The organism is Xanthobacter lutulentifluminis (genome assembly GCF_043194675.2).
Taxonomy (GTDB): Bacteria; Pseudomonadota; Alphaproteobacteria; order Rhizobiales; family Xanthobacteraceae; genus Xanthobacter.
Genome location: NZ_CM195525.1, coordinates 726,931 through 747,759, shown reverse-complemented (window position 1 = coordinate 747,759; position 20,829 = coordinate 726,931). Strand labels below are relative to the sequence as shown.

Genomic DNA, 20,829 nt, shown 5'->3' with positions numbered 1-20,829 from the left:
CACCCGACGTCCAGATCATGCCCGAGCAACCGTCGCCCGAACACACGTCATGCCCGAACAGGGGGAGCCGCAGCCGTGACCAGCATCGCGTTCATCGGTCTTGGCAACATGGGTGCGCCCATGTGCCGACATCTCATCAAGGCGGGCCACAGCGTGTCCGGCTTCGACCAGTCCGCGGAGAAGCGGCATGCCCTCGCCGAGATGGGCGGGCGCGCTGCCGATACGTTGCAGGATGCCGTCGCCTCCGCCGCATGCGTGATGACGATGCTGCCGACGGGACGGCACGTGCGCGAGGTCTATGAAGGCCCCGGCGGCGTGCTGGAGCATGCGCCCGGCGGCGCGCTCCTCATCGACAGCTCGACCATCGACGTGGAGAGCGCGCGGGCGGTCAGCACCGCCGCAGGGGCGGCCGGCTTCACCATGGTGGACGCGCCGGTCTCCGGTGCCGTGCCCGCGGCCGAGGCCGGGCGCCTGACCTTCATGGTGGGCGGCACGGCGGAGGGCTATGCGCGCGCCGTTCCGGTGCTCGAGGCCATGGGCCATCGTTTCTTCCACGTGGGGGAAATCGGCGCCGGCCAGGCGCTGAAGATCTGCAACAACATGATGACCGGCATCAGCATGGTCGCCATTTCCGAAGTCTTCACCCTCGCCGGCCAGCTCGGGCTGGACATGAAGACGGTCTACGACGTGATGGTCGGCTCGTCCGGCAACTGCTGGGCGCTGGAGCACTACTGCCCGGTGCCGGGCCCGCTGCCGAGCTCGCCGGCCAACCGCGACTACGCGCCGGGCTTCACCGGCCACATGATGCTGAAGGACATGCGCCTGTCCCAGCAGGCCGCCGCCAACGCCTCGGCCGCGACCCCGCTCGCCGGAGCGGCCGCCGCCGTCTACCAGATGCTGGTGGCCAACGGGCATGGCGACCGCGACTTCAGCTACGTCTTCAAGATGATCTCCGGCCGCTGACCCGGCCGGCCCGCCTGTATCTGCGCCCCGTGTGCGGGCGAGCATGGAGATGCGCGATGAAGTCCAGAGCGGTTCGTGTTCACGCGGCGGGCGGGCCGGAGGTCCTTTCCATCGAGACCGTCGATGTGCCTGCGCCCGGGCCGGGCGAGGCGCTGGTCCGCCACACCGCCATCGGCGTCAATCTCATCGACATCTATCACCGCGCCAGCACGTCCGGCCAATATGCCATTCCGCGGCCCGCCACCCTCGGCGTCGAGGCGGCCGGCGTGGTGGAGGCGGTTGGCGCCGATGTGGCGGACCTCGTGCCGGGCCAGCGCGTCGCCTACTGGAACCTGCTCGGTGCCTATGCCGAGCGGCGTCTGGTTCCGGCCTGGCGTCTGGTGCCCATCCCCGATGCGGTGGACGACCGGCTCGCCGCGGCGGCGCTGGTGAAGGGGGCGACGGCCTTCTACCTGCTCGATCGCATCTGGCCGGCGCGGGCCGGCGCCACCATCCTCGTGCATGCCGCCGCCGGTGGTGTGGGCCAGCTGCTGTGCCAGTGGGCGAGCCGCCTCGGCGTCACGGTGATCGGGACCGTCGGGTCGGACGCCAAGATGGAGGTGGCGCGCGAGGCGGGATGCGCCCTCGTCGTGAACTACCGGAAGGAGGACTTCGCCGCCGCCGCGCGCGCCTTCACCGGCGGTGCGGGCGTGGACGCCGTGTTCGACTCCATCGGCCGGGACACGTTCGACCGGTCGCTGGATTGCCTCAGGCCGGTCGGCCTGATGGTCAACTTCGGCCAGGCGAGCGGGCCGGTGCCACCGCTCGACGTGGGCGTCCTCGCCGCGAAGGGGTCGGTTCTGCTTGCCAAGCCGACGCTCGCGACCTTCACGAAGACGCCCGCGGATATCGCCGCGCTGACGCAGGGCGTCTTCGACGCGCTCGCGCGCGGGCTGATCGCCCCGGCCATCGGCCTGACCGCCGCCCTCGACGAGGTGCGGGCCGTCCATGAGACGATGGAAGCCCGCGCCACGACCGGGGCGACGGTGCTGATCCCCTGAGCCGTGCCGGCCTCGGGACAATGCCCCCTCACATGCGCCTTGCGGAGGGCAGGCCGCCGTCTGCCGGCATGGCGAGGAGATGGTCGAGGGAGAGGCGTCCGGCCCCGTAGGTCATCACCGCGAGCGCCATGGCTGCCCACGGCAGATGGAAGTTGGCCCAGCCGTCGGGAATGGTCAGCTGGATGATGGCGGTCATCCCCAGCAGCCCGAGGGCCGCGAACCGGGTGCCGAGACCGATCACGAGGAGGATGGGCAGCGCGATCTCGCCCACGCCGGCGAGAAACGCCATGAGGTGCGGCAGGGGATAGGCGACTTCCGCGCCGAACAGATGCAGCCGGAACTCGTCGGTGAAGAGATAGACGGCGCTGCCGGAGAGCTGCAGCCCCTCCCATTTGGTCAGCCCCGATCGGAAGAACGGGACCGCGAGCGCAACGCGCAGGGCGAGCTGGGTGAGGGAGGAGGGGAACCGTCCGAGCACGGCCTCGGCAGGCATCAGGACGGAACGCAGGGCATGGAGCATGGAAAACCCGTGGTCTCTTGACGTTTCAGGAGGGTGAGGCGGCGACGACCGCGCCCATGGCGAACAGGCCGACGAGGGCGCCGCCCAGGTCGAAGCCGACCCCATCGCGGCATGCGGCCCCGGCGGCCTCGCCCACGGTGCGGCCGCCGCGCAATTCATCGAGGAAGGCGAAGCCGCCCTCGGGAAGGCGATGGACCAGCACGTCGGCATCCGGCCGCACCACCAGCACGTCCTCGCCCACCCATTCCGCGGGCCCCTCCACTGCGTCCCCTCCCTGATGCGCCAGCCAGATGCTGGCGACCGGATAGGCGGAACGGATGAGCCGTGCCGACGGATGGAGCGACAGCCGCAACGCGGAGAGGCGATCCGGCGAGAGCGGGCCGAGTGCGGCGGTGGTGACGGGAGCCGCCTCGGCGGCGTGATAGGCCGCCCCATAGGCGACTTCCAGGCGCGCCACATCGGCAAGGTAGGGCAGCCCGGCGGCGGGCGGGAACGCGGCGATAAAGTCGGGGAAGTCGTCGCCATAGGCCATCAGCAGCGGCGAGCGCGGCTTGGTTGCCGCCGCATGGACACGGGCCATGGCCCGGAAGAATTCCTCGCCCACGAGCTGCGCGCAGACGGGAAAGCGCGCGGCGAGGGCGTCCACGAGCCCGACCATGACATTGTTGCGATAGACCGCGAAGCGGCGCGCGTCGGCCCGTCCGCCAGGGCCGCCGATGCCCGGCGGAACCGGCGTGTCCGGGTTCAGCAGGGCCGCGGCGAAGGCGGCCTGCGCCTCACGCAGGGACATGCCGCCCTCCCGCAGGCGCAAGGGCGGCCGGCGCCGGCCCCTTCAGGATCGCGTCGGCCCGCCGCGCCTCGTCCATCAGCACGGGCCAGCCGGGCACGTCGTTGTCCCATTCGATGAGCGTCGGCACGGCGCCGATCCGCTCGATCACGCGGGCGTACAGCTCCCAGACCGATGGGGCGACGGGAGAGCCGTGGGCATCGATCAGCAGCCGCGCGCCGGCGGCGTCGACCGCCTCGGCGGAACCGGCGAGGTGGATCTCGCCCACATGGTCCATCGGGAAGTCAGCCAGATAGGCCAGGGGATCGGTGCCCTGGTTGGTGGCGGTCACGGCCACATTGGCCACGTCCAGCAGCAGCCCGCAGCCGGTGCGTGCGGCGACGGCGGCCAGGAACTCCACCTCGGGAATCGTGCTCTCGGCGAAGACCACGTAGGTGGAGGGGTTCTCCAGCAGCATCCGGCGGCCGAGCGTTGCCTGAACCTCGTCCACGTGATCGCAGATGCGGTCCAGCGCTTCCGGCGTGTAGGGCAGCGGGAGAAGATCGTTGAGGAAGCCCGCATCGTGGGTGGACCAGGCCAGGTGCTCGGAGAACAGGCCGGGCTCGCATCGCGCGATCAGCCGCTTCAGGCGGGCCAGATGGTCCCTGTCGAGCGGCGCGGCGGCGCCGATGGAGAGGCCGACCCCGTGCAGCGAGACCGGGTAGCGCGCGCGGATGGCGTCGAGGTAGCGCAGCGGCGGGCCACCGTCGCCCATGTAGTTCTCCGCATGGATCTCGAAGAATCCCACATCGGGCGCCGTGCCGAGAATGTCGCGGTAGTGCTGCGGCTTGAGACCGACGCCGGCGCGCGGCGGGATGGCGGCGGAGATGGGCGCGTCGGCCATGGTCGCATCCTGCGGTGGAATTCGGGGAGGGGCCGCCGCCCCGCGCGAGGGGCAGGCGCGCGGGGCGGCGGCGACCGGAGCGCGAACGCTCCGGCCGGGGCGGAAGATCAGGTCCGCGGGACGTCGCGGGTGAGCGCCGCGAGCGAGCCGGCGCGGTCACCGGGCAGCTTCATGGTCTCGCAGGTGCCCTTGGGCACCAGCTTCCAGGCATTGCCCTGATAATCGACCTTGGAGGTGCCGGCGCAGGTGGTGCCCGGGCCGGCGGCGCAGTCGTTGTCGCCCTTCAGGGCGACGCCGAAGCACTTCTCCTTGGCCGCATCCTGCGCCGCTGCCGGCTGCGCGAGCAGCAGCACCGCGGTGGCGAGCGCTCCGGCGAGCGAGGTGACGTTGGACAGCGTAGGACCCGACATGACGTGTCTCCTGGGTTTCATGGGTGAGGGCAGGCTGATGGGTGTGAAGCCGAAGGCCGGCCGGACGCATCCGGCCGGCCTCGCTCACTTCGCGTTCAGCTCTTCGGCCGGAACGTCCTTGATCTTCGGCCACTCGACATTGGCCTTGACGATGTTGCCGGGCACGTCCTGGTTCCAGCGCTTGGCGACGTCGGCGTTGACGTTGAGATACAGGCGCCCGTCCACCACCTTCCACTGCATCGGGTCGCCATCGAGCTTCTTGTCGAACACCGTGCCCATGGCACAGAAGCCGCCGAAGGCCGGCGCGTACTTGGCGGGATCCTTGAGGAAGGCTTCCTTGTGCTCCTTGGAGGCGAAGTAATAGTGCCCGCCCTCGTATTCGGCGGTGATGTGCTCCGATCCCTTCACCGGCTTGGCGTCGGTGAAATAGGCGACCGGATCGTAGCCCCTCAGCATCAGGCCGCCGTGGCCCGCGTTGAGCTCGACGCCAGCGCCGGCATGCTCCCCCGCATGGGAGAGGCTGGCGCCGCCAAGGGCTCCGGCGGTGACGATGGCCGCCGCGGCGGCGAGCTGGAAGAAGGCCCTGCGACGGGGATGGGTGGTGGTCACGTGGATCGATCCTCGCATCTGAAGCTGCGGCCCGGTCCTCGATCCGGCGCTGACGACGCCGTGCCGATCGGGCTGCATGTGGGGATAGTCGTGCCGGACCCCGCCGCCGTTACGCCGCTCGCGGCGCTGTGATCGCGCTGTGCCGGGGAAATGTCGGGGCAGGCGCGATTTTGCGGAAATTGTTCAATGGTTTAGCTGATTTTTGCCGACGTGGGCCATTGCGGCCGCTCATGCGGCAGGGCGCGTGCGATGGCGGGCTGCGGTCGTCGTGCCGCCGCATGCGGCTGCGCGCATGCACGCGGCGGTCGCCGCCCCCTGGGTGGGGCGCTGGGCGTCGCGAACGACATGGCCGATGACCACCGCGCCACCGCCGCGGGCCCGCGCGCATGGCGCGGTCACGCCCGTCTGCCGGCGTACGCCGGCGCCGGCATCGGGGTCGTCCGGCCGGGGGCTGCGTTCAGGAATGCGCGGGCGGCGCGCCGGGTCTCAGGGTGTCTGGTCGCGGGGCGGGCCGGAGCGGCGGAACAGCTCGGCGAGGGCGTCCTCGGTGGCGCGGTCGGGTGCCTCCGGCGCGGCCTGGCGGAGCAGCGTCACCGTCTTCGCGAGCTGGTCTGTGTAGCGGCGGCAGTTCCGGCACATCACCAGGTGCAGACGGAATTGCGCCCGCGCCGGCCAGCTCAGGTCCTGGTCGAGATGGGCATTTGCCATTTCGGTCACTTCGCGACACGTCAGCACGACAAGGCTCCGCGATGCGGTCGACAGGCGACCCGGACGAGGTGAGGCTGCTCCTCAGTCTCGCGTTTCATCCGACTGTTACACTTTTCCTGACGCGCGCCGACCCGTGGCCGCGCGCGCCCCGGCCAGCAGTGCCTCCAGCGCATCGCGCAGGCGGGCGCGGCCGCGATGCAGGAGCACGCGTTGGTTGGCCTCGCTCACCCCGAGGATGGCGCAGGCCTCCTCCGCGTCCAGCCCTTCCACATCGCGCAGGAGGATCACGCTGCGCTGGGCCGCGGGCAGGGTGTCGAGGGCGGCCCGCACATGCTCCAGCATCTGCCGCCCGGCAACGATGCGCTCGGGCGTGAGGTCATGGGACAGCACGGGCGGCTCGTCCCATGACCCGTCGGGCCTGAAGCGGTGCGGGTCCACGGCGGGGCCGCCCTCCTGGCCGAGGTCGGAGAAGCTGAGCATCCGCCCGTCCCGCGCCCCGCGCGTGCGGGCCTTGTTGACGAGGATGGAGAAGATCCAGGTCTTCAGCGAGGACCGCTCCTCGAAGGTGGAGAGACCCGAGATCACGGCGACCCAGGTGTCCTGGACGACCTCCTCGGCAGTCGCGCGGGTTTTCACGAAGGTCCGGGCAAGGCTCAGCATCGGCTCGTTGAAATCCCGCACGATCCGGCGGAACGCGGCCTCATCGCCCGCGCGCAGCCGTGCGAGGGTATCCCGCGCCTCGGCCTCGCCCGGGTTATGCCGCGTCCTCCCGATCATCGCGCGCTCCCGCTTGCGTTCCCGCGCCCCGGGGCGGCCCCGCCGGTCCGCCCGGCGGTCTTTCCTGGCTCACCGGGAGCGTGCCGCGATGGCCCTTCGCAAGGGTGCCGCGCCACGGATCGCAGGAAAACAGGCGGGGCGGGTCGTCCGCCGGCGAGTTCTAGATCGGTCGATCAAAAATGCAAGCGCCGTTTCTGGGGGACGCCCCTGCGCCGCGCCGGCCGGGGGCGCGGGATGCGCGGCGGGGCGGTCTAACGGGTTCCGGCGTTCGGCGTGAGGGGAGGAGACAGATCCAACGATCTGGCGCCCCGTTGCGGCCAACGGGGCGCCAGCGTTCCGGCTTGCGCGATGCCGTCGATGCCGTCGCGACGGCGCGCGCGGCTACATCTTCTTCACCAGCGGGCAGTCGCTTTCGGAAAGCGGCCGGAAGGCCCTGTCGCCCGGCACGGTGGCGGCGAGCTTGTAGTAGTCCCACGGCGCCCTGGAGTCCGCTGGCGCCTTCACCTGGAACAGGTACATGTCGCGGATGACGCGGCCGTCCTCGCGCACCTTCCCGTCCCTGGTCATGAAGTCGTTGACGGGCGTGTCCTTCATCTTCGCCATCACCGGGCCGGCGGCGTCCGTCCTGGCCGCCTTCACGGCCTTCAGATAGTGGGTGACGGCGCCGTAGACGCCGGCCTGGTAGAAGGTGGGCATGGCCTTGCGCTTCTCGAAGAAGCGCCGGGAGAAGGCCCGGGTGCCGTCGTTCAGGTCCCAGTAGAACGGCGCGGTGAGGCGGATGCCCTGCGTCGCCTTGAGGCCGAGGGCGTGCACCTCCGTGTCCGCGAGCAGCAGCGCCGCGATGGTCTTGCCGGATTCGGTGAGGCCGAACTCCGCCGCCTGCTTGATGGCGTTCTGCGTGTCGAGCCCGGCGGTGGCGAGGGCCACCACGTCGGCCTTCGAGCTTTGCGCCTGCAGGAGGAAGGAGGAGAAATCCGCCGCGTTCGCCGGCATGCGCACCGAGCCGTGGACCTTGCCCCCGGCCTTCTGCACCACCGCGCCGGTGTCGCGCTCCAGCGCATGGCCGAAGGCATAGTCCGAGGTGAGGAAGAACCAGTCCCTGAGGCCGGACGCCACCACCGCATCGCCGGTCACGTGCGCGAGGGCGTAGGTGTCGTAGGTCCAGTGGATGCCGTTCGGCGAGCAGGCCTTGCCGGTGAGGTCCGAGCTTGCCGGCGAGGAGAAGATGGCGATGCGGTCCTTCTCCCGCGTGATCTGCTGCACCGCCAGCGCGACCGCCGAATTGGGCACGTCCATCACGGCGTCCACCCCGTCCACCTCGTACCACTTGCGGGTGGTGGCGGCGCCGATATCCGCCTTGTTCTGGTGGTCGGCGGAGACGATCTCCACCTTCACCCCCTCGATGGGGCCGAAATCCGCCACCGCCATCTCCGCCGCCAGGATGGAGCCGGCGCCGGTGGAATCGGCGAGCTGGCCGGACAGGTCGGTGAGGATGCCGATCTTCACCACGCCGTCGGAGTAGGACTGCGCCCGCGCGCCGGCGCAGGGCAGGGCGACGGCTGCCGCGCAGGCGGCCGCCAGCATCGTCTTTCGCATTGTGTTTCCTCCCTCTTGTATCTGGTTCAGAGCGCCGTCTTGAGGCGCGGCGCCAGGGTCTGCGCGGCGTGCAGGCCGGCGAGGCGGCCGAACACCGCGCCGCGCAGCACCGAGGTCGATCCGGTGTAGACTTGGTGATAGAGCCCCACCGTCTCACCCGCCGCGTACAGGCCGGGGATGACCTTTCCGTCGGCGTCCAGCACCTGGGCGGAGGGGTTCACCTTCACGCCGCCGAAGGTGAAGCAGGCGGTGGAGATGATGGGATAGGCGCGGAACGGCGCCGTCTCGATCCTCCGGCACCAGTGCGACTTGCGCGGCGCGATGCCGGTGGTCGCGCGGTGGTCGATAGCGAAGGGCGTGAACGCGCCGCTCTCGTCCGGGCAGGCGGCATTGAAGGCGGAGATGGTGGCGAGCGTCTCCGCCGGCAGCCCGAGCTTTTCGACCAGCGCCTCCAGTGTATCGGCCTCCACCGCCGGAACGTCCGAGCGGATGGCGGTGCGCCAGCGCGGGATGTCCTCCACCTTGGCGTCGAAGATCACCCACGAGATGCCGCCGGGCTGGTCGGCGATGGCCCGGCCGATGTTGTCGTAGTGCGCGTCCACGGTGCCGGGGGCCTCGTCGAGGAAGCGCCGGCCGTCGCGGTTCACCAGCACCCCGTAGGGATAGATGAACACCACGGCCTCGGCCTGGAGCGAGCGGGGATCGACCGGCTCGGCGTGGTAGGAGCCGAACTCCCCGGCGGGCGCGGCGCCGGCCTCCAGCATCATGCGGATGCCCTCGCCGCGATTGTAGTAGCCGCCGCGCGCCACCGGTCGGATGTTGGCCGCCTTCCGGCCGATGTAGCGCGTCATCATCTCCGGGTTGCCCTGGAAGCCGCCGGAGGCGAACACGGTGGCACCCGAGCGGATCTCCTCGCGGCGACCATCCGGGTCGGTGACGGCGACGCCCGCGACCCGCCCGTCGGCATCGTGCAGCAGGGCGGTGGCGGTGGTGCGGAAGCGCACGTCGGCGCCGAGGCGCTTGGCCTCCGCCATCAGCCGCTCGATGAGGGCGAGCCCGCCGCCCTGGGCGGCGATGCGCGTGGTGTTCTGGGTGAGGAGATAGATGGGCTGGGGCCCGAACTTCAGGCCGAAGCCCTTGAGCCAGGCGATGGTCGGCGGCACCTCCGCGGCAAAGGTGGAGATGACCTCGGGATCGGGGAAGGGATGCGCCTTCACCACGCCCGGCCAGTCGGCATAGGGGCGGGCGGCCTCGGTCAGGACGTTGGGATCGAGATTGGGTCCGGCGTTGGCGGCGAAATGCTCCTCGAAGTCGTCGGCGATCTCGCTGTCGTTCTTCATGCGCATGTAGGCTTCGGTCCAGCGGGTGTTGCCGCCGAACTCCTCTTCCGGCGCGCGCTCGAGCAGCGTCACCGAGAGCCCGCCCTCAAGGGCGGACACGGCCGCGCTGAGCCCGGCGATGCCGCAGCCCACCACGAGCAGGTCCGGGCCTTTTGCTGTCACTGGCATGTTCTCCTCCCGGAGTTTCGTTGTCCTTGTTCTGCTTCAGCGGGACGCCGCGGCGCCCGTGGCCACCACGCCCTCCCGCGCCAGCGCGGCGATGGTGTCAGGCGAATAACCGAGGGCCTCCAGCACGTCGGCCGTGTCGGCGCCCACCTCCGGCGGGTCGCTGCGCAGCGAGAGGTCCGTCTCGCCCATGTGGATCGGCAGGCGTGGCAGGCGCGTTTCCACGCCGTTGGGCAGGCGGGTCGCCATGAGGCCGCCGGTGGCGGCGAGGTGGGGATCGTGGAACAGGTCCTCCGGCCGGGCGATGGGCGCGAAGGGGATGCGCGCCTTCTCGCACAGCGCCACCGCTTCCTCCTGCGTCAGCGACCCGAACAGGCAGGCGAAGCACGGCAGGATGCGTCCACGCGCGGCCACCCGGCCGTTGTTGGTGGCGAGGCTGGCGTCGGCGAGCATGTCCTGCCAGCCGACCAGCGCGCAGAAGCGCTGCCAGTGCCCGTCGGTGGTGATGCCCACGAAGAACTGCCGCCCGTCCTTCAGGGTGAAGGGCTCGTAGACCGCCCAGGCGGAGACGCGCTCGGGCATGGGCGGGATGGGCTCGTTGGTCTGCGCCGCATAGGCGAGGTGCTGGCCCATGAGGAAGACGGTGGTCTCGAACAGCGCCGCCTCCACCACCTGCCCCTCGCCGCTCGCCTCCCGCTCCCGCAGGGCGGCGAGGATGGCGATGACGGCGAACATGCCGCCGGCGATGTCCACCACCGAGGTGCCGGCGCGCAGCGGGCGGCCGCTCGGCCCGGTCATGTAGGCGAGGCCGGACATCATCTGCACCACCTCGTCGAGGGCGAGGCGCTGGGCGTAGGGGCCGTCGAGGAAGCCCTTCAAGCTGGCGTAGACGAGCCGGGGGTTGAGGGCGAGGGCGGCCTCCGCATCGAGGCCGAGGCGCCCCATGGTGCCGGGGGCGAAATTCTCCACCAGCACGTCGGCGTCCTTCACCAGCCGCAGGGCGATCTCGCGCCCCGCCTCGCTCTTCAGATCCACCGCCAGCGAGCGCTTGTTGCGGTTGAAGTAGCCGAAATAGCCCATGCCGAAGCCCAGGAGCTGGCGGGTCGGGTCGCCCCCGGCCGCCGGCTCGATCTTCAGCACGTCGGCGCCGAGATCGGCGAGGATCATGGCGCAGGACGGGCCCATCACGGTGTGCCCGAAGTCGAGCACGCGGAGCCCGGCGAGGGGCAGGTGCTTCTCGCGGATCATGGCGCGGTCCCTCCCGCCGTGTCGGTCTTGCGGGGAAGCGGCCGCAGCGTCGCTCCGTCGTAGGTGTAGGGCACCGAGGGCGGCATGGGGCCCTTGATGCGGCCGCCCTGCGCCTTCTGCTCGAGGGCGTGGGCGAGGATGCCCACGGAGCGGGAGAGGATGAACAGCCCGCGCCCCTCTTCCGGCGCGAAGCCGAGCTCGCAGAGGACCACGGCGGTGGCCCCGTCGATGTTCATGGGCAGGCGCTTGCCCTTGGCGGCGGCGAGGGCGTCCTCGACCGCGCGGCCGATGGCGGCGAAGCGGCCCGTGACCACGCCGCGCGCCGCCGCGCCGTCCACCAGCGACAGCAGGCGACCCGCGCGCGGGTCCACCGGATGGAACCGGTGGCCGAAGCCCGGCACATGCTCGCGCCGCAGCAGGCGGGCGCCGATCTCCGCGCCGGCGGCGGCATCGAGGGTGATCCCGTGTCCGGCGCGGCCATGGACGGCGGCGTACAGTTCCATGCACTGCTGACCGGCGCCGCCGTGGACGTCGCCGAGCGCGTTGACGGCCGATGCCATGGCGTTGTTCACGCCCACGCCGCAGGTCATGGCCATGCGGGCGATGGCGATGGAGGGGGCCTGCGGGCCATGATCGACCGCAGCCACGAGAACCGCGCCGAGCAGCGCGCCCTCGTCGGCCGTGGGCAGCTCCCCGCGCAGCATCAGCCAGATCATCTCCGGGAAGGAGAGGGTGCCGATGAGGTCCTCGATGGCATAGCCGCGCACGCGGATGGAGCCGGGCGCGATGTCGATGATGGCGGTGCGCCACCACTGGGCGGCATCAGGAGAGGATGACACGGCGCCCTCTCAGCCCAGGATGAAGGGGTTGGAGCGGTTGGGCCGGGTGGTGATCCACACGCTCTTGGTCTGGAGATATTCCTTGATCGCCTCTACGCCGCCCTCGCGGCCGAGGCCGGAGCGCTTGTAGCCGCCGAAGGGCGTGGCGAAGCTCGTGGAGCGATAGTTGTTTACCCACACCGTGCCAGCCTTCAGGCGGTCGACGCACCACAGGGCGCGGTGGAGGTCCCTCGTCCACACGCCGGCGGCGAGGCCGAAGGGGACATCGTTGGCGATGTCGAGCGCCTCCTCCTCGTCCTTGAACTTCAGCACGCACACCACCGGGCCGAACACCTCCTGCTGGGCGATGCGCATGTCGTTGCGAACATCGGTGAAGATGGTGGGGGCGACGAACTGGCCCTGGCCGTAGCCGGGGCCAGCGAGCGCATGGCCGCCGAGGGCGAGGGTGGCGCCATCCTCCTTGCCCATCTCGATCATGCGCAGGATCTTCTCGAACTGGGCGCGGGTGGCGATGGGGCCCACCTGCGTCTCCATCAGCGCGGGATCGCCGATCTTCGCGTCCTTCACCACCTCGATCAGGCGGGCGAGGAAGTCGTCGTGGATGCCCTCCTGCAGCAGCAGGCGCGAGCCCGCCATGCAGGTCTGGCCGGAGGCGCCGAACACGCCGGCCACGGCCCCCTTCACCGCCTGCTCGAGGTCGGCGTCGTCGAACACGATGTTGGGCGACTTGCCGCCAAGCTCCAGCGTCACCTTCTTGAGGCCGGGTGCTGCCGCCTCGTTCACCTTCTGGCCGCCGATGTCGCCGCCGGTGAAAGCGACCTTGGCGGTCAGCGGATGGCACACCAGCGGCTCGCCCACCTCCGGACCGAAGCCGGTGACCACGTTCACCACGCCCTTGGGAAAGCCGGCCTGCTCCGCCAGCTTCGCCAGCTCCAGCAGCGAGGCGGAGGTGTATTCGGACGGCTTGATGACGATGGTGTTTCCGGCGGCCAGCGCCGGCGCCATCTTCCAGGTGGTGAGCGCGAGCGGCGAGTTCCACGGCGTGATGGCCACCACCACGCCCAGCGGCTCGAGCTTCGTGTAGTTGAAGACGTCCGCCTTGTTGATGGGCACCACGTCGCCGCCGACCTTGTCGGCGAGCCCGGCATAATAGTGGAACCACTGCGCCACGTTGCGCACCTGGCCCGCCACCTCGGCCATGAGCTTGCCGTTGTCGCGCTGCTCGACCCTGCCGAGCAAGTCCACATTCTCCTCGATGAGCCCCGCGAGCCGGCGCAGCAGCGCTCCCCGTTGGGTGGCGGTGAGCGAGGACCATTCCGGCGAGAGGAAGGCGCGGTGCGCGGCCTCGACCGCGCGGTCGGCATCGGCGGCGGTGCCGCGGGGGATCAGCGCCCACGCCTCGCCCGAGAAGGGCTCGCTGGTCTCGAACCACGCGCCGGACGCCGGATGACACCATGTGCCGTCGATGAAGAGCTGGTAGCGCTCCACTCTTGCCTCCCTAAAAATTCTGCTAGACAGAACTAATTTCTTTCTGATAGAACTATCCCTGCAAACCGGACGTGTCAACAGGCGCCCGGGGTGCGCCGTGCCATTCGTGTGGGGGGCGGAATGTCGTCAGAGGCGGAGAAGGAGGCGAAATCCGCCGGCGGGGTGGAGGCGGTGGACCGTGCCTTCCGCATCCTCGGCGCCTTCAGGGACGGGGATGCCGCCCTCAGCCTGCACGAGCTTGCCGAGCGGACCGGCTACTACAAGAGCACCATCCTGCGCCTCACCGTCTCGCTGGAGCGCGCCGGATGCCTCGTGCGGATGCCGGACAAGACCTATGCGCTGGGGTTCGAGGTGATGCGCCTCGGCAGCCTCTACCAGCGCAGCTTCCGGCTCGACCGGCACGTCCGCCCCATCCTGCGCGAGCTTGTGCGCGAGACGGGCGAGAGCGCGTCGTTCTTCCATCGCGACGGGCCGGTGCGCGTGTGCCTGTTCCGCGAGGATTCCAACCAGCCGATCCGCGATCATATCCGCGAGGGCGACGTGCTCGCCCTCGACAGGGGCGCGGCCGGCCATGTGCTGACCGACTTTTCCCGCAGGCTGGATCAGGATCAGCGGCGGGTGCTGATGGAGCGCCTGCCGGTCGTCTCGCACGGAGAGCGCGATACCGAGACCGCCGCGGTGTCGGTGCCGGTGTTCTCCGGCCGGACCGCGCTGGCCGGCGCGCTGACCCTCTCGGGGCCGCGCACGCGCTTCACCCCGTCCCAGATCGCCATCATGTCGCCGGTCCTGCTCGCCGCCGGGCAGGAGCTCACCGCCATTCTCGGCGGGCAGTGGCGCTGACGCCGCCGGGGTTCCGCCTCGTGCGGGCCGGGCGCGCGCGGTTCCTGCGCCCCGTCACCCGAGAGCCGCCTGCCACCCCTGCGGGGGCGGCATGGCGCACGCCATCCCGGATCAGGACGGCCGACCCGGGCCCGCCCCCCTGGCGAAAGCCCTAGGCAGCCGGCGCGAGCCTGCGCTCGGCGATGGCCACCCAGAGGGATGCGCCCACCGGCAGCGCGTCGTCGTTGAAGTTGTAGGCGGGGGAATGGAGACCCGCGCCGCCCCCCTGGCCCACCCACACATAGGCGCCCGGCTTTTCCTGCAACATGAAGGCGAAGTCCTCGGCCCCCATGCTGGGCTCGATGGTCTCGTCCAGCGTCAGCATGGGCGAGAGGCCGCGCACCACGTCCTGCACGAAGCGCGCCTCTTCCGGTGCATTGATGGTCGCGGGATAGCGGCGCTGGTAGTCGATGGTTGCGGTGCAGCCCATGGCCTGCGCGATGCCGTGGGCGATGGCCTTCAGCCGCGTCTCGATCAGGTTCCCCACCTCCGGCGCGAACCAGCGCACGGTGCCGGTCATCCGGCACGATCCGGGAATGACGTTCCAGGCATCCCCGCCATGGACGGTGGTCACCGACACCACCGCCGAGGCCATGGGCGAGACGTTGCGCGCGGCGATGGTCTGCAGCGCCGCGCCGATCTGGAACATGCAGGCGATGGGGTCGACGCCCTGGTGGGGCATGGCGCCGTGGGCGCCGCGGCCGGTCACCGTGATGTCGAAGATGCCGAAGGCGGCCATCATGGGCCCGGTGGTGAGGCCGGCGCGGCCGAGCGGCAGGTCCGGCCAATTGTGCATGCCATAGACCGCATCCATCGGGAACCTGTCGAACAGCCCGTCCTCGATCATGCGGCGCGCGCCGCCCTCGTTCTCCTCGGCCGGCTGGAAGATGAAGCGCACGGTGCCGTCGATGCTGTCGCTCTTCGACAGGCGGCGGGCGGCGGCCAGCAGCATGGCCATGTGCCCGTCATGGCCGCAGGCGTGCATGCGGCCGGGGTTCTGCGAGGCATAGTCGAGCCCCGTCGCCTCGGTGATGGCGAGGGCGTCCATGTCCGCCCGCAGGCCGATGGTGCGGTCCGAGGTGCCGCGCTTGAGCGTCGCCACAACGCCGGTGCCGCCCAGTCCCGTGTCCACCTCGAGGCCGAACGACTTCAGCTTTTCCGCCACGAAGGCGGAGGTCTCGCGCTCCTCGAAGGCGAGCTCGGGCATGCGGTGGAGGGCGCGCCGCCAGGCGATGGCGTCGGCGATCTCCTCGTTGGTGAACTGGGCGGGCGTGACGCTCATGGGTCGGCTCCGGTCGGCGATGGCGGTGGGGCGGCGCGGCGGGATCGGCGCGGTTCAGCCGGCGGACTTCAGCCGGTAGCGGAAATCGCAGCGCGTGCCGCCCTTCATCAGGGTCTCGGTGCGGGTCAGCTCCATGTCCGGATTGTAGCCGGTGCAGAACTCCCCGTCGCGATTGCACGAGAGCAGGTGGCCGATCTCGCCGAGACCCATCTCGCGGTACATCTCGGCGTAGCGGCAGCGCACCACGTCGAAATCGAGCCGGTCCGGGGCGGCGTGCTTCACTTCGATGGCGAGGGAATCCCCCGCGGTCCAGTTCGGCAGGATGGCGGCGAAATCGGCGAGGTCGGGGTCGCGGCCGAGCTCGGCGCGGAGCTTCGCCCCCTGCGCCACCGCCGAGCGCGACACCGCCTTGTCGAGGGTGGCGCGGGCGACATCCACGCCGTGGCTTTCGGTGAGCACGTCATAGACATGCTTGAGGATCTCGGCCTCGATCCGCCGGCGCTCGATGATGGGCAGGGGGGCTGGCTTTTCGGCTGGCTCTGTCATTGCTTTGGCCTCAGATGGCGCGGGCGTTAGATGGCGTGGGTCTGGCCGCCGAGATAGGCCTCGACGATGCGCGGATCGTTGGCGAGCGTCGCCGCCTCGCCCTCGATGATGATGCGGCCGCTGTCCAGCACGGCGGCACGGTCGGAGATGCGCAGGGCCGCCTTGGCGTTCTGCTCCACGATGAGGATGGAGAGCCCCTCGTCGCGGATCTGCGACACCAGGTCGAAGATGCCCTTCACGAACTTGGGCGCGAGGCCGAGGGAGGGCTCGTCCAGCAGCAGGATCGAGGGTTTCGCCATCAGCGCGCGGGCGATGCACAGCATCTGCTGCTCGCCGCCCGAGAGGGACCCCGCCACCTGCCCCATGCGCTCGCCCAGCTTGGGGAAGAGGGCCAGCACCCGGTCCAGCTCGGCAAGTCCATGCCGGCCGCCGCCGATGACGAGGTTCTCGCGCACGCTCATGGGCGAGAAGATCTGCCGGCCCTCGGGCGCCTGCAACAGGCCGCGGGCGACGATCTCGTTGCTCTTGAGCCGGGTGATGTCCTCGCCCTTGAAGCGGATGGTGCCGGCCTTGGCGCGGTAGACGCCGGAGATGGTGCGCATCAGCGTGGTCTTGCCGACCCCGTTGGAGCCCAGCACCGCCACGATGCCGCGCTCCGGCACGCTAAGGTCGACGCCGTGCAGGATCTCCTGCACGCCCATGGAAACGGTGAGGCCGCGGATTTCGAGAAGGCTCATGGGTCCGCTCCCTTCAGTCTTCCACGCCGAGATAGGCTTCGAGCACCACCGGGTCGGCCCGCACCACCGCCGGCTCCGCATCTGCGATCTTGCGGCCGGAGGCGAGCACCACCACCCGCGAGCAGATGCCCATGACGAGGTTCATGTCGTGCTCCACCAGCATGATCGCCATCCCGGCGCCGTTCAGCGCCTTGATGAAGCGGGCCAGCTCCGCCGTCTCGGAATCGTTGAGGCCGGCGGCCGGCTCGTCGAGGATCAGGAGGTCCGGCTTCATGGCGAGCGCGCGGGCGATCTCCAGATACTTGCGCTTGCCGTAGGAGAGATTGGCGGCGAGCTCCTCCGCCTCGGCGGCGAGGCCGACGCGCTCGATCGCCTCCCAGGTGCGCGCCGAGATGGCGTCCGCGCGGGCGGACCTGCCGAACACGGCTCCCAGCGCCGACTGGCCCATGGCCCCCACCGCGCCCACGGACACGTTGTCGAACACCGACATGTTCGGGAACACGCGCAAGTTCTGGAAGGTGCGGGACATGCCCCGTGCCGCGATCCTGTGGGGCTTCAGGCCGGAGATGGTCTCGCCCTTGAAGCGCACGCTGCCCGAGGAGAGCGGCGTGAAGCCGGAGATGAGGTTGAAGAGGGTGGTCTTGCCCGCTCCGTTGGGGCCGATGACGCCGACCAGCTCGCCGTCCTCCACCCGGGTGGTCACGTCGTCCACCGCAAGGAGACCGCCGAAGCGCCGCGTGACGTGCTCGATCTCGATCAGGCTCATTGCCAGCCGACCTCCCGGTTGGACGGCGCCGCACGCCACTTCAGGCCGAAGCCGCGCCGCACCACGGACAGGGCGGAGACCTCGCCGAACAGGCCCTTGGGCATGAACAGGATGGAGAAGAACATGACGAGGCCCACCATCACGTTGCGCAGGTCGCCGAGGCCGCGCAGCAGCTCCGGCAAGAGGATCAGCACCACCGCGCCGATCACCGCTCCCGGCAGCGAGCCGAGCCCGCCCACGACGATCATCGCCAGGATGAGGATGGAGGTGGAGAAGCCGAAGTCGTTGGGCGAGACATAGCCCGTCGTATAGGCCCACAGCGCCCCGGCGATGCCGGCGAAGAAGGCCGAGATGGTGAACACCTCGATCTTCAGCTTCACGGTGTTGACGCCCATGGCGTCGGCGCACTGGTCGTCCTCGCGCAGCGAGCGCAGGGCGTTGCCGTAATAGGAATGGCTCAGCCGGTGCAGCACGAAGATGGAGACCGACACCAGCACCGCCACCAGGAAATACACCGCCACCGGCCCCTTCACCGGCAGGCCGAACAGGTTGATGCCGGAGAACAGCATCACGCCATTGGGCCCCTTGGTGACCGCCACCCAGTTGAGCAGCACGGTGTTGATCATCTGCCCGATGGCGAGCGTCGCCACCGCGAAGTAGATGGACACGAGCCGCATGGTGGGCAGCGCCACCACGAAGGCGAAGGCCGCCGCCACCAGCCCTGCCGCCGGCAGGCCCCAGATGAAGCCGATTTTCAGGTCGGTGCCCATCAGCGCGGCCACATAGGCGCCGATGCCGTAGAAGGCGGCATGGCCGAGGTGCAGCAGGCCGGCGGCGCCCGTCACCAGATGCAGCGAGGCGGCGAGCAGGGCGAAGATCAGGACCAGGTTCGCCACCTGGAAGAAATAGCCCTTGCCGGCGAAGGCGAGCAGGCCCGGCACCACGGCGAACACGAGGAGAAGCAGGAGGATCTTTCCGACCCACCCCTTGCGCATGAGATCAGACACGTTCCCTCCCCGCTCCGAAGAGACCCTGCGGAAAGAAGATGAGGGTGACGATCAGGAAGCCGTAGGCGACCATGTCGGCCCAGTTGGACGAGATGAAGGTGGTGGCGAGGCCCTCGGACAGGCCCAGCAGCAGCGCGCAGACCACCGCGCCGGGGATGGAGGAGAGCCCGCCCATCACCATGGCCACGAACGCCTTGATGCCGGGCACGAAGCCCATGGCCGGGAAGATGGCGCCGTAATAGAGCCCCACCAGGATGCCGGCCCCGGCGCCCATCATGGAGCCGAGCGCGAAGGTGGTGATGATGGTGCGGTCGGTGTCGATGCCGACGTACTTCGCGCCCAGCGGATTGGCAGACACCGCGCGGATGGCAAGGCCCGCCCGCGTCCGCGTCAGCATGTACTGCAGGCCGGCAAGCATGATGGCCGCCACCGCGAAGATGATGATGTCGCCGGTGACGATGGTGACCGGGCCGAGCTCGATGGGCTTGTTGATGAGATACTCGAACGGCACCGTCTGCATCTGCGAGCCGAAGGCGTATTCGAGGCCCTCGCGGGCGACGATAGAGACCGCCAGAGACGACATCAGCGTCGATTCCCGCATGGCGCGGGATTTCAGCGAGGCCTCGTCCGAGAAGCGGCGGAACGGCTTGAAGGCGATGCGCTCCAGCCCCACGCCCATGGCCGCGCCCACCGCCAGCACCACGAACAGCACCACCAGGAACGGCGGCGCGAACGCGGTGATGAACAGGAGCCCGACGAAGCCGCCGAGCGTGTAGACCTCGCCATGGGCGAAGTTGACCACGTTCAGCACGCCGAAGATCAAGGTGAAGCCGATGGCCATCAGGGCGTAGATGACGCCCTGTGACAGGCCGATGGCCAGTTGCTGGAGATAATACGGGTCGATCACGGAGGGCCCCTTCAGTCGGGTCGCGGACCGCCGGCGAGGCCAGGGCGCTCGGCCCCGGGGTCACCGGATGAGGAATGGACGTGCCGCATCATGCGGGCGGGACATCCGCCGCGCGCGTGGACACCTTGGGCGGATACCGGAACAGGGTCAGCCGGGAGCCGCGGCGGCGTCCCGGCCGCACGCTCACTCCTCGACGGGGGTGAACGCCCCGTTGACGATGCGCACCTTCATCAGCTGCTTCACCGGCTCGCGGTCGGGGCCGAAGGTGGTGGTGCCGGTCACGCCGGGGAAGTCCTTGGTGGCGGCCAGCGCGTCACGCACCTTGGCGCGGGTCACGTTCGGATAGGCCTTCACGATGGCGTCGAGCATGATGTTCACGGCATCGAACGCCTGGGCGGGGAACTGGCCCGGCTCGGCGCCGCGCGCCTTCACCCATTCGGCCACGAAGGCCTTCACCTCGGGCCGGGGGCTGTTGGGCAGGAAGTTGGTGGTCAGCGACATGCCCTCGGCATCGGCGCCGGCCAGCTCGATCACCTTCTGGTTGTGGGCGGCCGAGGTGGAGAAGACCGGAATGTTGATGCCAAGCTGCTTCATCTGCTTGAGGAAGTTCGCGGCATCCTCATAGAAGAACGCGGTGTAGATGGCGTCGGGCCTGGCGCGCTGGATCTTGGTGAGCAGGGCGCGGAAATCCGGCAGGCCGCGGTTGAAATACTCGGTCAGCACCACCTTGCCGCCGCCGGCCTCGAAGGCATCGCCGAAATATTTCACCGAGGTCTGGCCCCAGTCGGTCTGCTCGCCCACCAGCGCCACCTTCTTGATGCCCTTCTTCAGCATCCAGTCGGCATTGTAGGGGCCTTCACCGGCCTGGGTGGTGATGTTGCGGAACTGCCACTCGGAGATCTTGGCATAGTCCGGGTGCGAGGCGGTCTGGGAGAGCTGGGGCATGCCCGCCTCCTTGTAGACCTGCGCCGAGGCCATGGACACGCCCGAGGTGAAGTCACCCAGCACGCCGACGATGGCCGGATCGTCCACGAACTTGCGGGCGATGGACACGCCTTCCTTGGCATCCGAGCGGCTGTCCTCGTACACGATCTCCACCTTCACCGGCAGGCGGCCGGAGGCGTTGAACTGGTTCAGCGCGATCTCTGCGGCTGTCTTGAAGTCCTGGCCGTACTGGGCGGTGCTGCCCGTGAGCGGCAGCTGATAGCCGATCTTGATGGGATCGGCCGCCAGCGCCGGGCCCGCGAACGCGGTGGCGAGGGCAAGCGCCACAAAGGCGCGGCGGCTGGGGGAACGAGGCATCTGCGTCATGGCTCAGGTCTCTGGAAGGGA

Annotated in this window: 22 protein-coding genes; 3 read left to right on the top strand and 19 right to left on the bottom strand. The window is 69.9% G+C overall.

The features are described 5' to 3' along the window. Nucleotides 1-75 precede the first annotated feature (75 nt). Nucleotides 76-963, top strand: coding sequence for a 3-hydroxyisobutyrate dehydrogenase (mmsB, locus tag V5F49_RS03405; RefSeq protein ID WP_394114582.1), 888 nt, complete (start codon nucleotides 76-78; stop codon nucleotides 961-963). Nucleotides 964-1,019: 56 nt separating this feature from the next. Continuing rightward, nucleotides 1,020-2,003 (top strand): quinone oxidoreductase family protein, encoded by a 984-nt coding sequence (locus V5F49_RS03400; RefSeq protein WP_394114583.1) that lies wholly within the window; start codon nucleotides 1,020-1,022, stop codon nucleotides 2,001-2,003. 28 nt (nucleotides 2,004-2,031) lie between these two features. On the opposite strand, the gene V5F49_RS03395 is transcribed toward V5F49_RS03400, so the two are convergent. The 12 genes from V5F49_RS03395 to V5F49_RS03340 all read right to left on the bottom strand — a co-directional run bounded on the left by V5F49_RS03395 (nucleotide 2,032) and on the right by V5F49_RS03340 (nucleotide 13,373). After that, nucleotides 2,032-2,523, bottom strand: coding sequence for a DoxX family protein (locus V5F49_RS03395; RefSeq protein ID WP_394114584.1), 492 nt, complete (start codon nucleotides 2,521-2,523; stop codon nucleotides 2,032-2,034). 25 nt (nucleotides 2,524-2,548) lie between these two features. Further along, nucleotides 2,549-3,313 carry an HvfC/BufC family peptide modification chaperone gene (locus V5F49_RS03390; protein ID WP_394114585.1) on the bottom strand — a complete coding sequence of 255 codons (765 nt, stop codon included), beginning with the start codon at nucleotides 3,311-3,313 and terminating at the stop codon, nucleotides 2,549-2,551. Next, nucleotides 3,300-4,193 carry an MNIO family bufferin maturase gene (gene bufB, locus V5F49_RS03385; protein WP_394114586.1) on the bottom strand — a complete coding sequence of 298 codons (894 nt, stop codon included), beginning with the start codon at nucleotides 4,191-4,193 and terminating at the stop codon, nucleotides 3,300-3,302. The genes V5F49_RS03390 and bufB overlap by 14 nt, the downstream gene beginning before the upstream one ends. 107 nt (nucleotides 4,194-4,300) lie before the next feature. Next, nucleotides 4,301-4,603: a BufA1 family periplasmic bufferin-type metallophore gene (locus tag V5F49_RS03380; protein ID WP_394114587.1), complete on the bottom strand. Its 303-nt coding sequence runs from the start codon at nucleotides 4,601-4,603 to the stop codon at nucleotides 4,301-4,303. Nucleotides 4,604-4,687: 84 nt separating this feature from the next. After that, nucleotides 4,688-5,212 carry a YHS domain-containing (seleno)protein gene (locus tag V5F49_RS03375; protein ID WP_394114588.1) on the bottom strand — a complete coding sequence of 175 codons (525 nt, stop codon included), beginning with the start codon at nucleotides 5,210-5,212 and terminating at the stop codon, nucleotides 4,688-4,690. Between the two features lie 486 nt (nucleotides 5,213-5,698). Further along, complete coding sequence (locus V5F49_RS03370) at nucleotides 5,699-5,920, bottom strand: zf-HC2 domain-containing protein (RefSeq protein ID WP_509210740.1); 222 nt, start codon at nucleotides 5,918-5,920, stop codon at nucleotides 5,699-5,701. Nucleotides 5,921-6,025: 105 nt separating this feature from the next. After that, nucleotides 6,026-6,697: an RNA polymerase sigma factor gene (locus V5F49_RS03365; RefSeq protein ID WP_394114590.1), complete on the bottom strand. Its 672-nt coding sequence runs from the start codon at nucleotides 6,695-6,697 to the stop codon at nucleotides 6,026-6,028. 381 nt (nucleotides 6,698-7,078) lie between these two features. Continuing rightward, the gene (locus V5F49_RS03360; RefSeq protein ID WP_394114591.1) at nucleotides 7,079-8,293 is read right to left on the bottom strand and encodes an ABC transporter substrate-binding protein; all 1,215 of its coding nucleotides are present in this window, start codon (nucleotides 8,291-8,293) and stop codon (nucleotides 7,079-7,081) included. Between the two features lie 26 nt (nucleotides 8,294-8,319). Beyond that, nucleotides 8,320-9,801, bottom strand: coding sequence for an FAD-dependent oxidoreductase (locus tag V5F49_RS03355; protein ID WP_394114592.1), 1,482 nt, complete (start codon nucleotides 9,799-9,801; stop codon nucleotides 8,320-8,322). A gap of 36 nt (nucleotides 9,802-9,837) precedes the next feature. Beyond that, nucleotides 9,838-11,046, bottom strand: coding sequence for a CaiB/BaiF CoA transferase family protein (locus V5F49_RS03350; RefSeq protein ID WP_394114593.1), 1,209 nt, complete (start codon nucleotides 11,044-11,046; stop codon nucleotides 9,838-9,840). Continuing rightward, nucleotides 11,043-11,885, bottom strand: a complete 843-nt coding sequence (locus V5F49_RS03345) for a citryl-CoA lyase (RefSeq protein ID WP_394114594.1) — start codon at nucleotides 11,883-11,885, stop codon at nucleotides 11,043-11,045. The genes V5F49_RS03350 and V5F49_RS03345 overlap by 4 nt, the downstream gene beginning before the upstream one ends. A gap of 9 nt (nucleotides 11,886-11,894) precedes the next feature. Further along, the gene (locus tag V5F49_RS03340) at nucleotides 11,895-13,373 is read right to left on the bottom strand and encodes an aldehyde dehydrogenase (protein WP_394114595.1); all 1,479 of its coding nucleotides are present in this window, start codon (nucleotides 13,371-13,373) and stop codon (nucleotides 11,895-11,897) included. A gap of 120 nt (nucleotides 13,374-13,493) precedes the next feature. Here V5F49_RS03340 and V5F49_RS03335 point away from each other — a divergent pair, with 120 nt between their 5' ends. Next, nucleotides 13,494-14,213: an IclR family transcriptional regulator gene (locus tag V5F49_RS03335; RefSeq protein WP_394114596.1), complete on the top strand. Its 720-nt coding sequence runs from the start codon at nucleotides 13,494-13,496 to the stop codon at nucleotides 14,211-14,213. Between the two features lie 151 nt (nucleotides 14,214-14,364). On the opposite strand, the gene V5F49_RS03330 is transcribed toward V5F49_RS03335, so the two are convergent. The 7 genes from V5F49_RS03330 to V5F49_RS03300 all read right to left on the bottom strand — a co-directional run bounded on the left by V5F49_RS03330 (nucleotide 14,365) and on the right by V5F49_RS03300 (nucleotide 20,808). Next, nucleotides 14,365-15,534: a M20 aminoacylase family protein gene (locus tag V5F49_RS03330; protein ID WP_394114597.1), complete on the bottom strand. Its 1,170-nt coding sequence runs from the start codon at nucleotides 15,532-15,534 to the stop codon at nucleotides 14,365-14,367. A gap of 54 nt (nucleotides 15,535-15,588) precedes the next feature. After that, on the bottom strand, nucleotides 15,589-16,080 hold the full coding sequence (locus V5F49_RS03325) for an L-2-amino-thiazoline-4-carboxylic acid hydrolase (protein ID WP_394114598.1): 492 nt from the start codon (nucleotides 16,078-16,080) through the stop codon (nucleotides 15,589-15,591). A 26-nt stretch (nucleotides 16,081-16,106) separates the two neighbouring features. Further along, a complete protein-coding gene (locus tag V5F49_RS03320; protein WP_394114599.1) occupies nucleotides 16,107-16,817 on the bottom strand; it encodes an ABC transporter ATP-binding protein in 711 nt (236 codons plus the stop codon). A 13-nt stretch (nucleotides 16,818-16,830) separates the two neighbouring features. Further along, nucleotides 16,831-17,583 carry an ABC transporter ATP-binding protein gene (locus V5F49_RS03315; protein WP_394114600.1) on the bottom strand — a complete coding sequence of 251 codons (753 nt, stop codon included), beginning with the start codon at nucleotides 17,581-17,583 and terminating at the stop codon, nucleotides 16,831-16,833. Continuing rightward, nucleotides 17,580-18,590, bottom strand: coding sequence for a branched-chain amino acid ABC transporter permease (locus tag V5F49_RS03310; protein ID WP_394114601.1), 1,011 nt, complete (start codon nucleotides 18,588-18,590; stop codon nucleotides 17,580-17,582). The genes V5F49_RS03315 and V5F49_RS03310 overlap by 4 nt, the downstream gene beginning before the upstream one ends. Continuing rightward, nucleotides 18,583-19,497: a branched-chain amino acid ABC transporter permease gene (locus V5F49_RS03305; protein WP_394114602.1), complete on the bottom strand. Its 915-nt coding sequence runs from the start codon at nucleotides 19,495-19,497 to the stop codon at nucleotides 18,583-18,585. Before V5F49_RS03305 ends, V5F49_RS03310 begins: the two co-directional genes overlap by 8 nt. 183 nt (nucleotides 19,498-19,680) lie before the next feature. Further along, nucleotides 19,681-20,808 (bottom strand): ABC transporter substrate-binding protein, encoded by a 1,128-nt coding sequence (locus tag V5F49_RS03300; protein ID WP_394114603.1) that lies wholly within the window; start codon nucleotides 20,806-20,808, stop codon nucleotides 19,681-19,683. Nucleotides 20,809-20,829: the final 21 nt, after the last annotated feature.

Coding starts and splice junctions, on each gene's coding strand:
- V5F49_RS03400 (WP_394114583.1), top strand. CDS start 1,020: ATGAAGTCCAGAGCGGTTCGTGTTCACGCGGCGGGCGGGCCGGAGGTC.
- V5F49_RS03395 (WP_394114584.1), bottom strand. CDS start 2,523: ATGCTCCATGCCCTGCGTTCCGTCCTGATGCCTGCCGAGGCCGTGCTC.
- V5F49_RS03390 (WP_394114585.1), bottom strand. CDS start 3,313: ATGTCCCTGCGTGAGGCGCAGGCCGCCTTCGCCGCGGCCCTGCTGAAC.
- bufB (WP_394114586.1), bottom strand. CDS start 4,193: ATGGCCGACGCGCCCATCTCCGCCGCCATCCCGCCGCGCGCCGGCGTC.
- V5F49_RS03380 (WP_394114587.1), bottom strand. CDS start 4,603: ATGTCGGGTCCTACGCTGTCCAACGTCACCTCGCTCGCCGGAGCGCTC.
- V5F49_RS03370 (WP_509210740.1), bottom strand. CDS start 5,920: ATGGCAAATGCCCATCTCGACCAGGACCTGAGCTGGCCGGCGCGGGCG.
- V5F49_RS03365 (WP_394114590.1), bottom strand. CDS start 6,697: ATGATCGGGAGGACGCGGCATAACCCGGGCGAGGCCGAGGCGCGGGAT.
- V5F49_RS03360 (WP_394114591.1), bottom strand. CDS start 8,293: ATGCGAAAGACGATGCTGGCGGCCGCCTGCGCGGCAGCCGTCGCCCTG.
- V5F49_RS03355 (WP_394114592.1), bottom strand. CDS start 9,801: ATGCCAGTGACAGCAAAAGGCCCGGACCTGCTCGTGGTGGGCTGCGGC.
- V5F49_RS03350 (WP_394114593.1), bottom strand. CDS start 11,046: ATGATCCGCGAGAAGCACCTGCCCCTCGCCGGGCTCCGCGTGCTCGAC.
- V5F49_RS03335 (WP_394114596.1), top strand. CDS start 13,494: ATGTCGTCAGAGGCGGAGAAGGAGGCGAAATCCGCCGGCGGGGTGGAG.
- V5F49_RS03330 (WP_394114597.1), bottom strand. CDS start 15,534: ATGAGCGTCACGCCCGCCCAGTTCACCAACGAGGAGATCGCCGACGCC.
- V5F49_RS03325 (WP_394114598.1), bottom strand. CDS start 16,080: ATGACAGAGCCAGCCGAAAAGCCAGCCCCCCTGCCCATCATCGAGCGC.
- V5F49_RS03320 (WP_394114599.1), bottom strand. CDS start 16,817: ATGAGCCTTCTCGAAATCCGCGGCCTCACCGTTTCCATGGGCGTGCAG.
- V5F49_RS03315 (WP_394114600.1), bottom strand. CDS start 17,583: ATGAGCCTGATCGAGATCGAGCACGTCACGCGGCGCTTCGGCGGTCTC.
- V5F49_RS03300 (WP_394114603.1), bottom strand. CDS start 20,808: ATGACGCAGATGCCTCGTTCCCCCAGCCGCCGCGCCTTTGTGGCGCTT.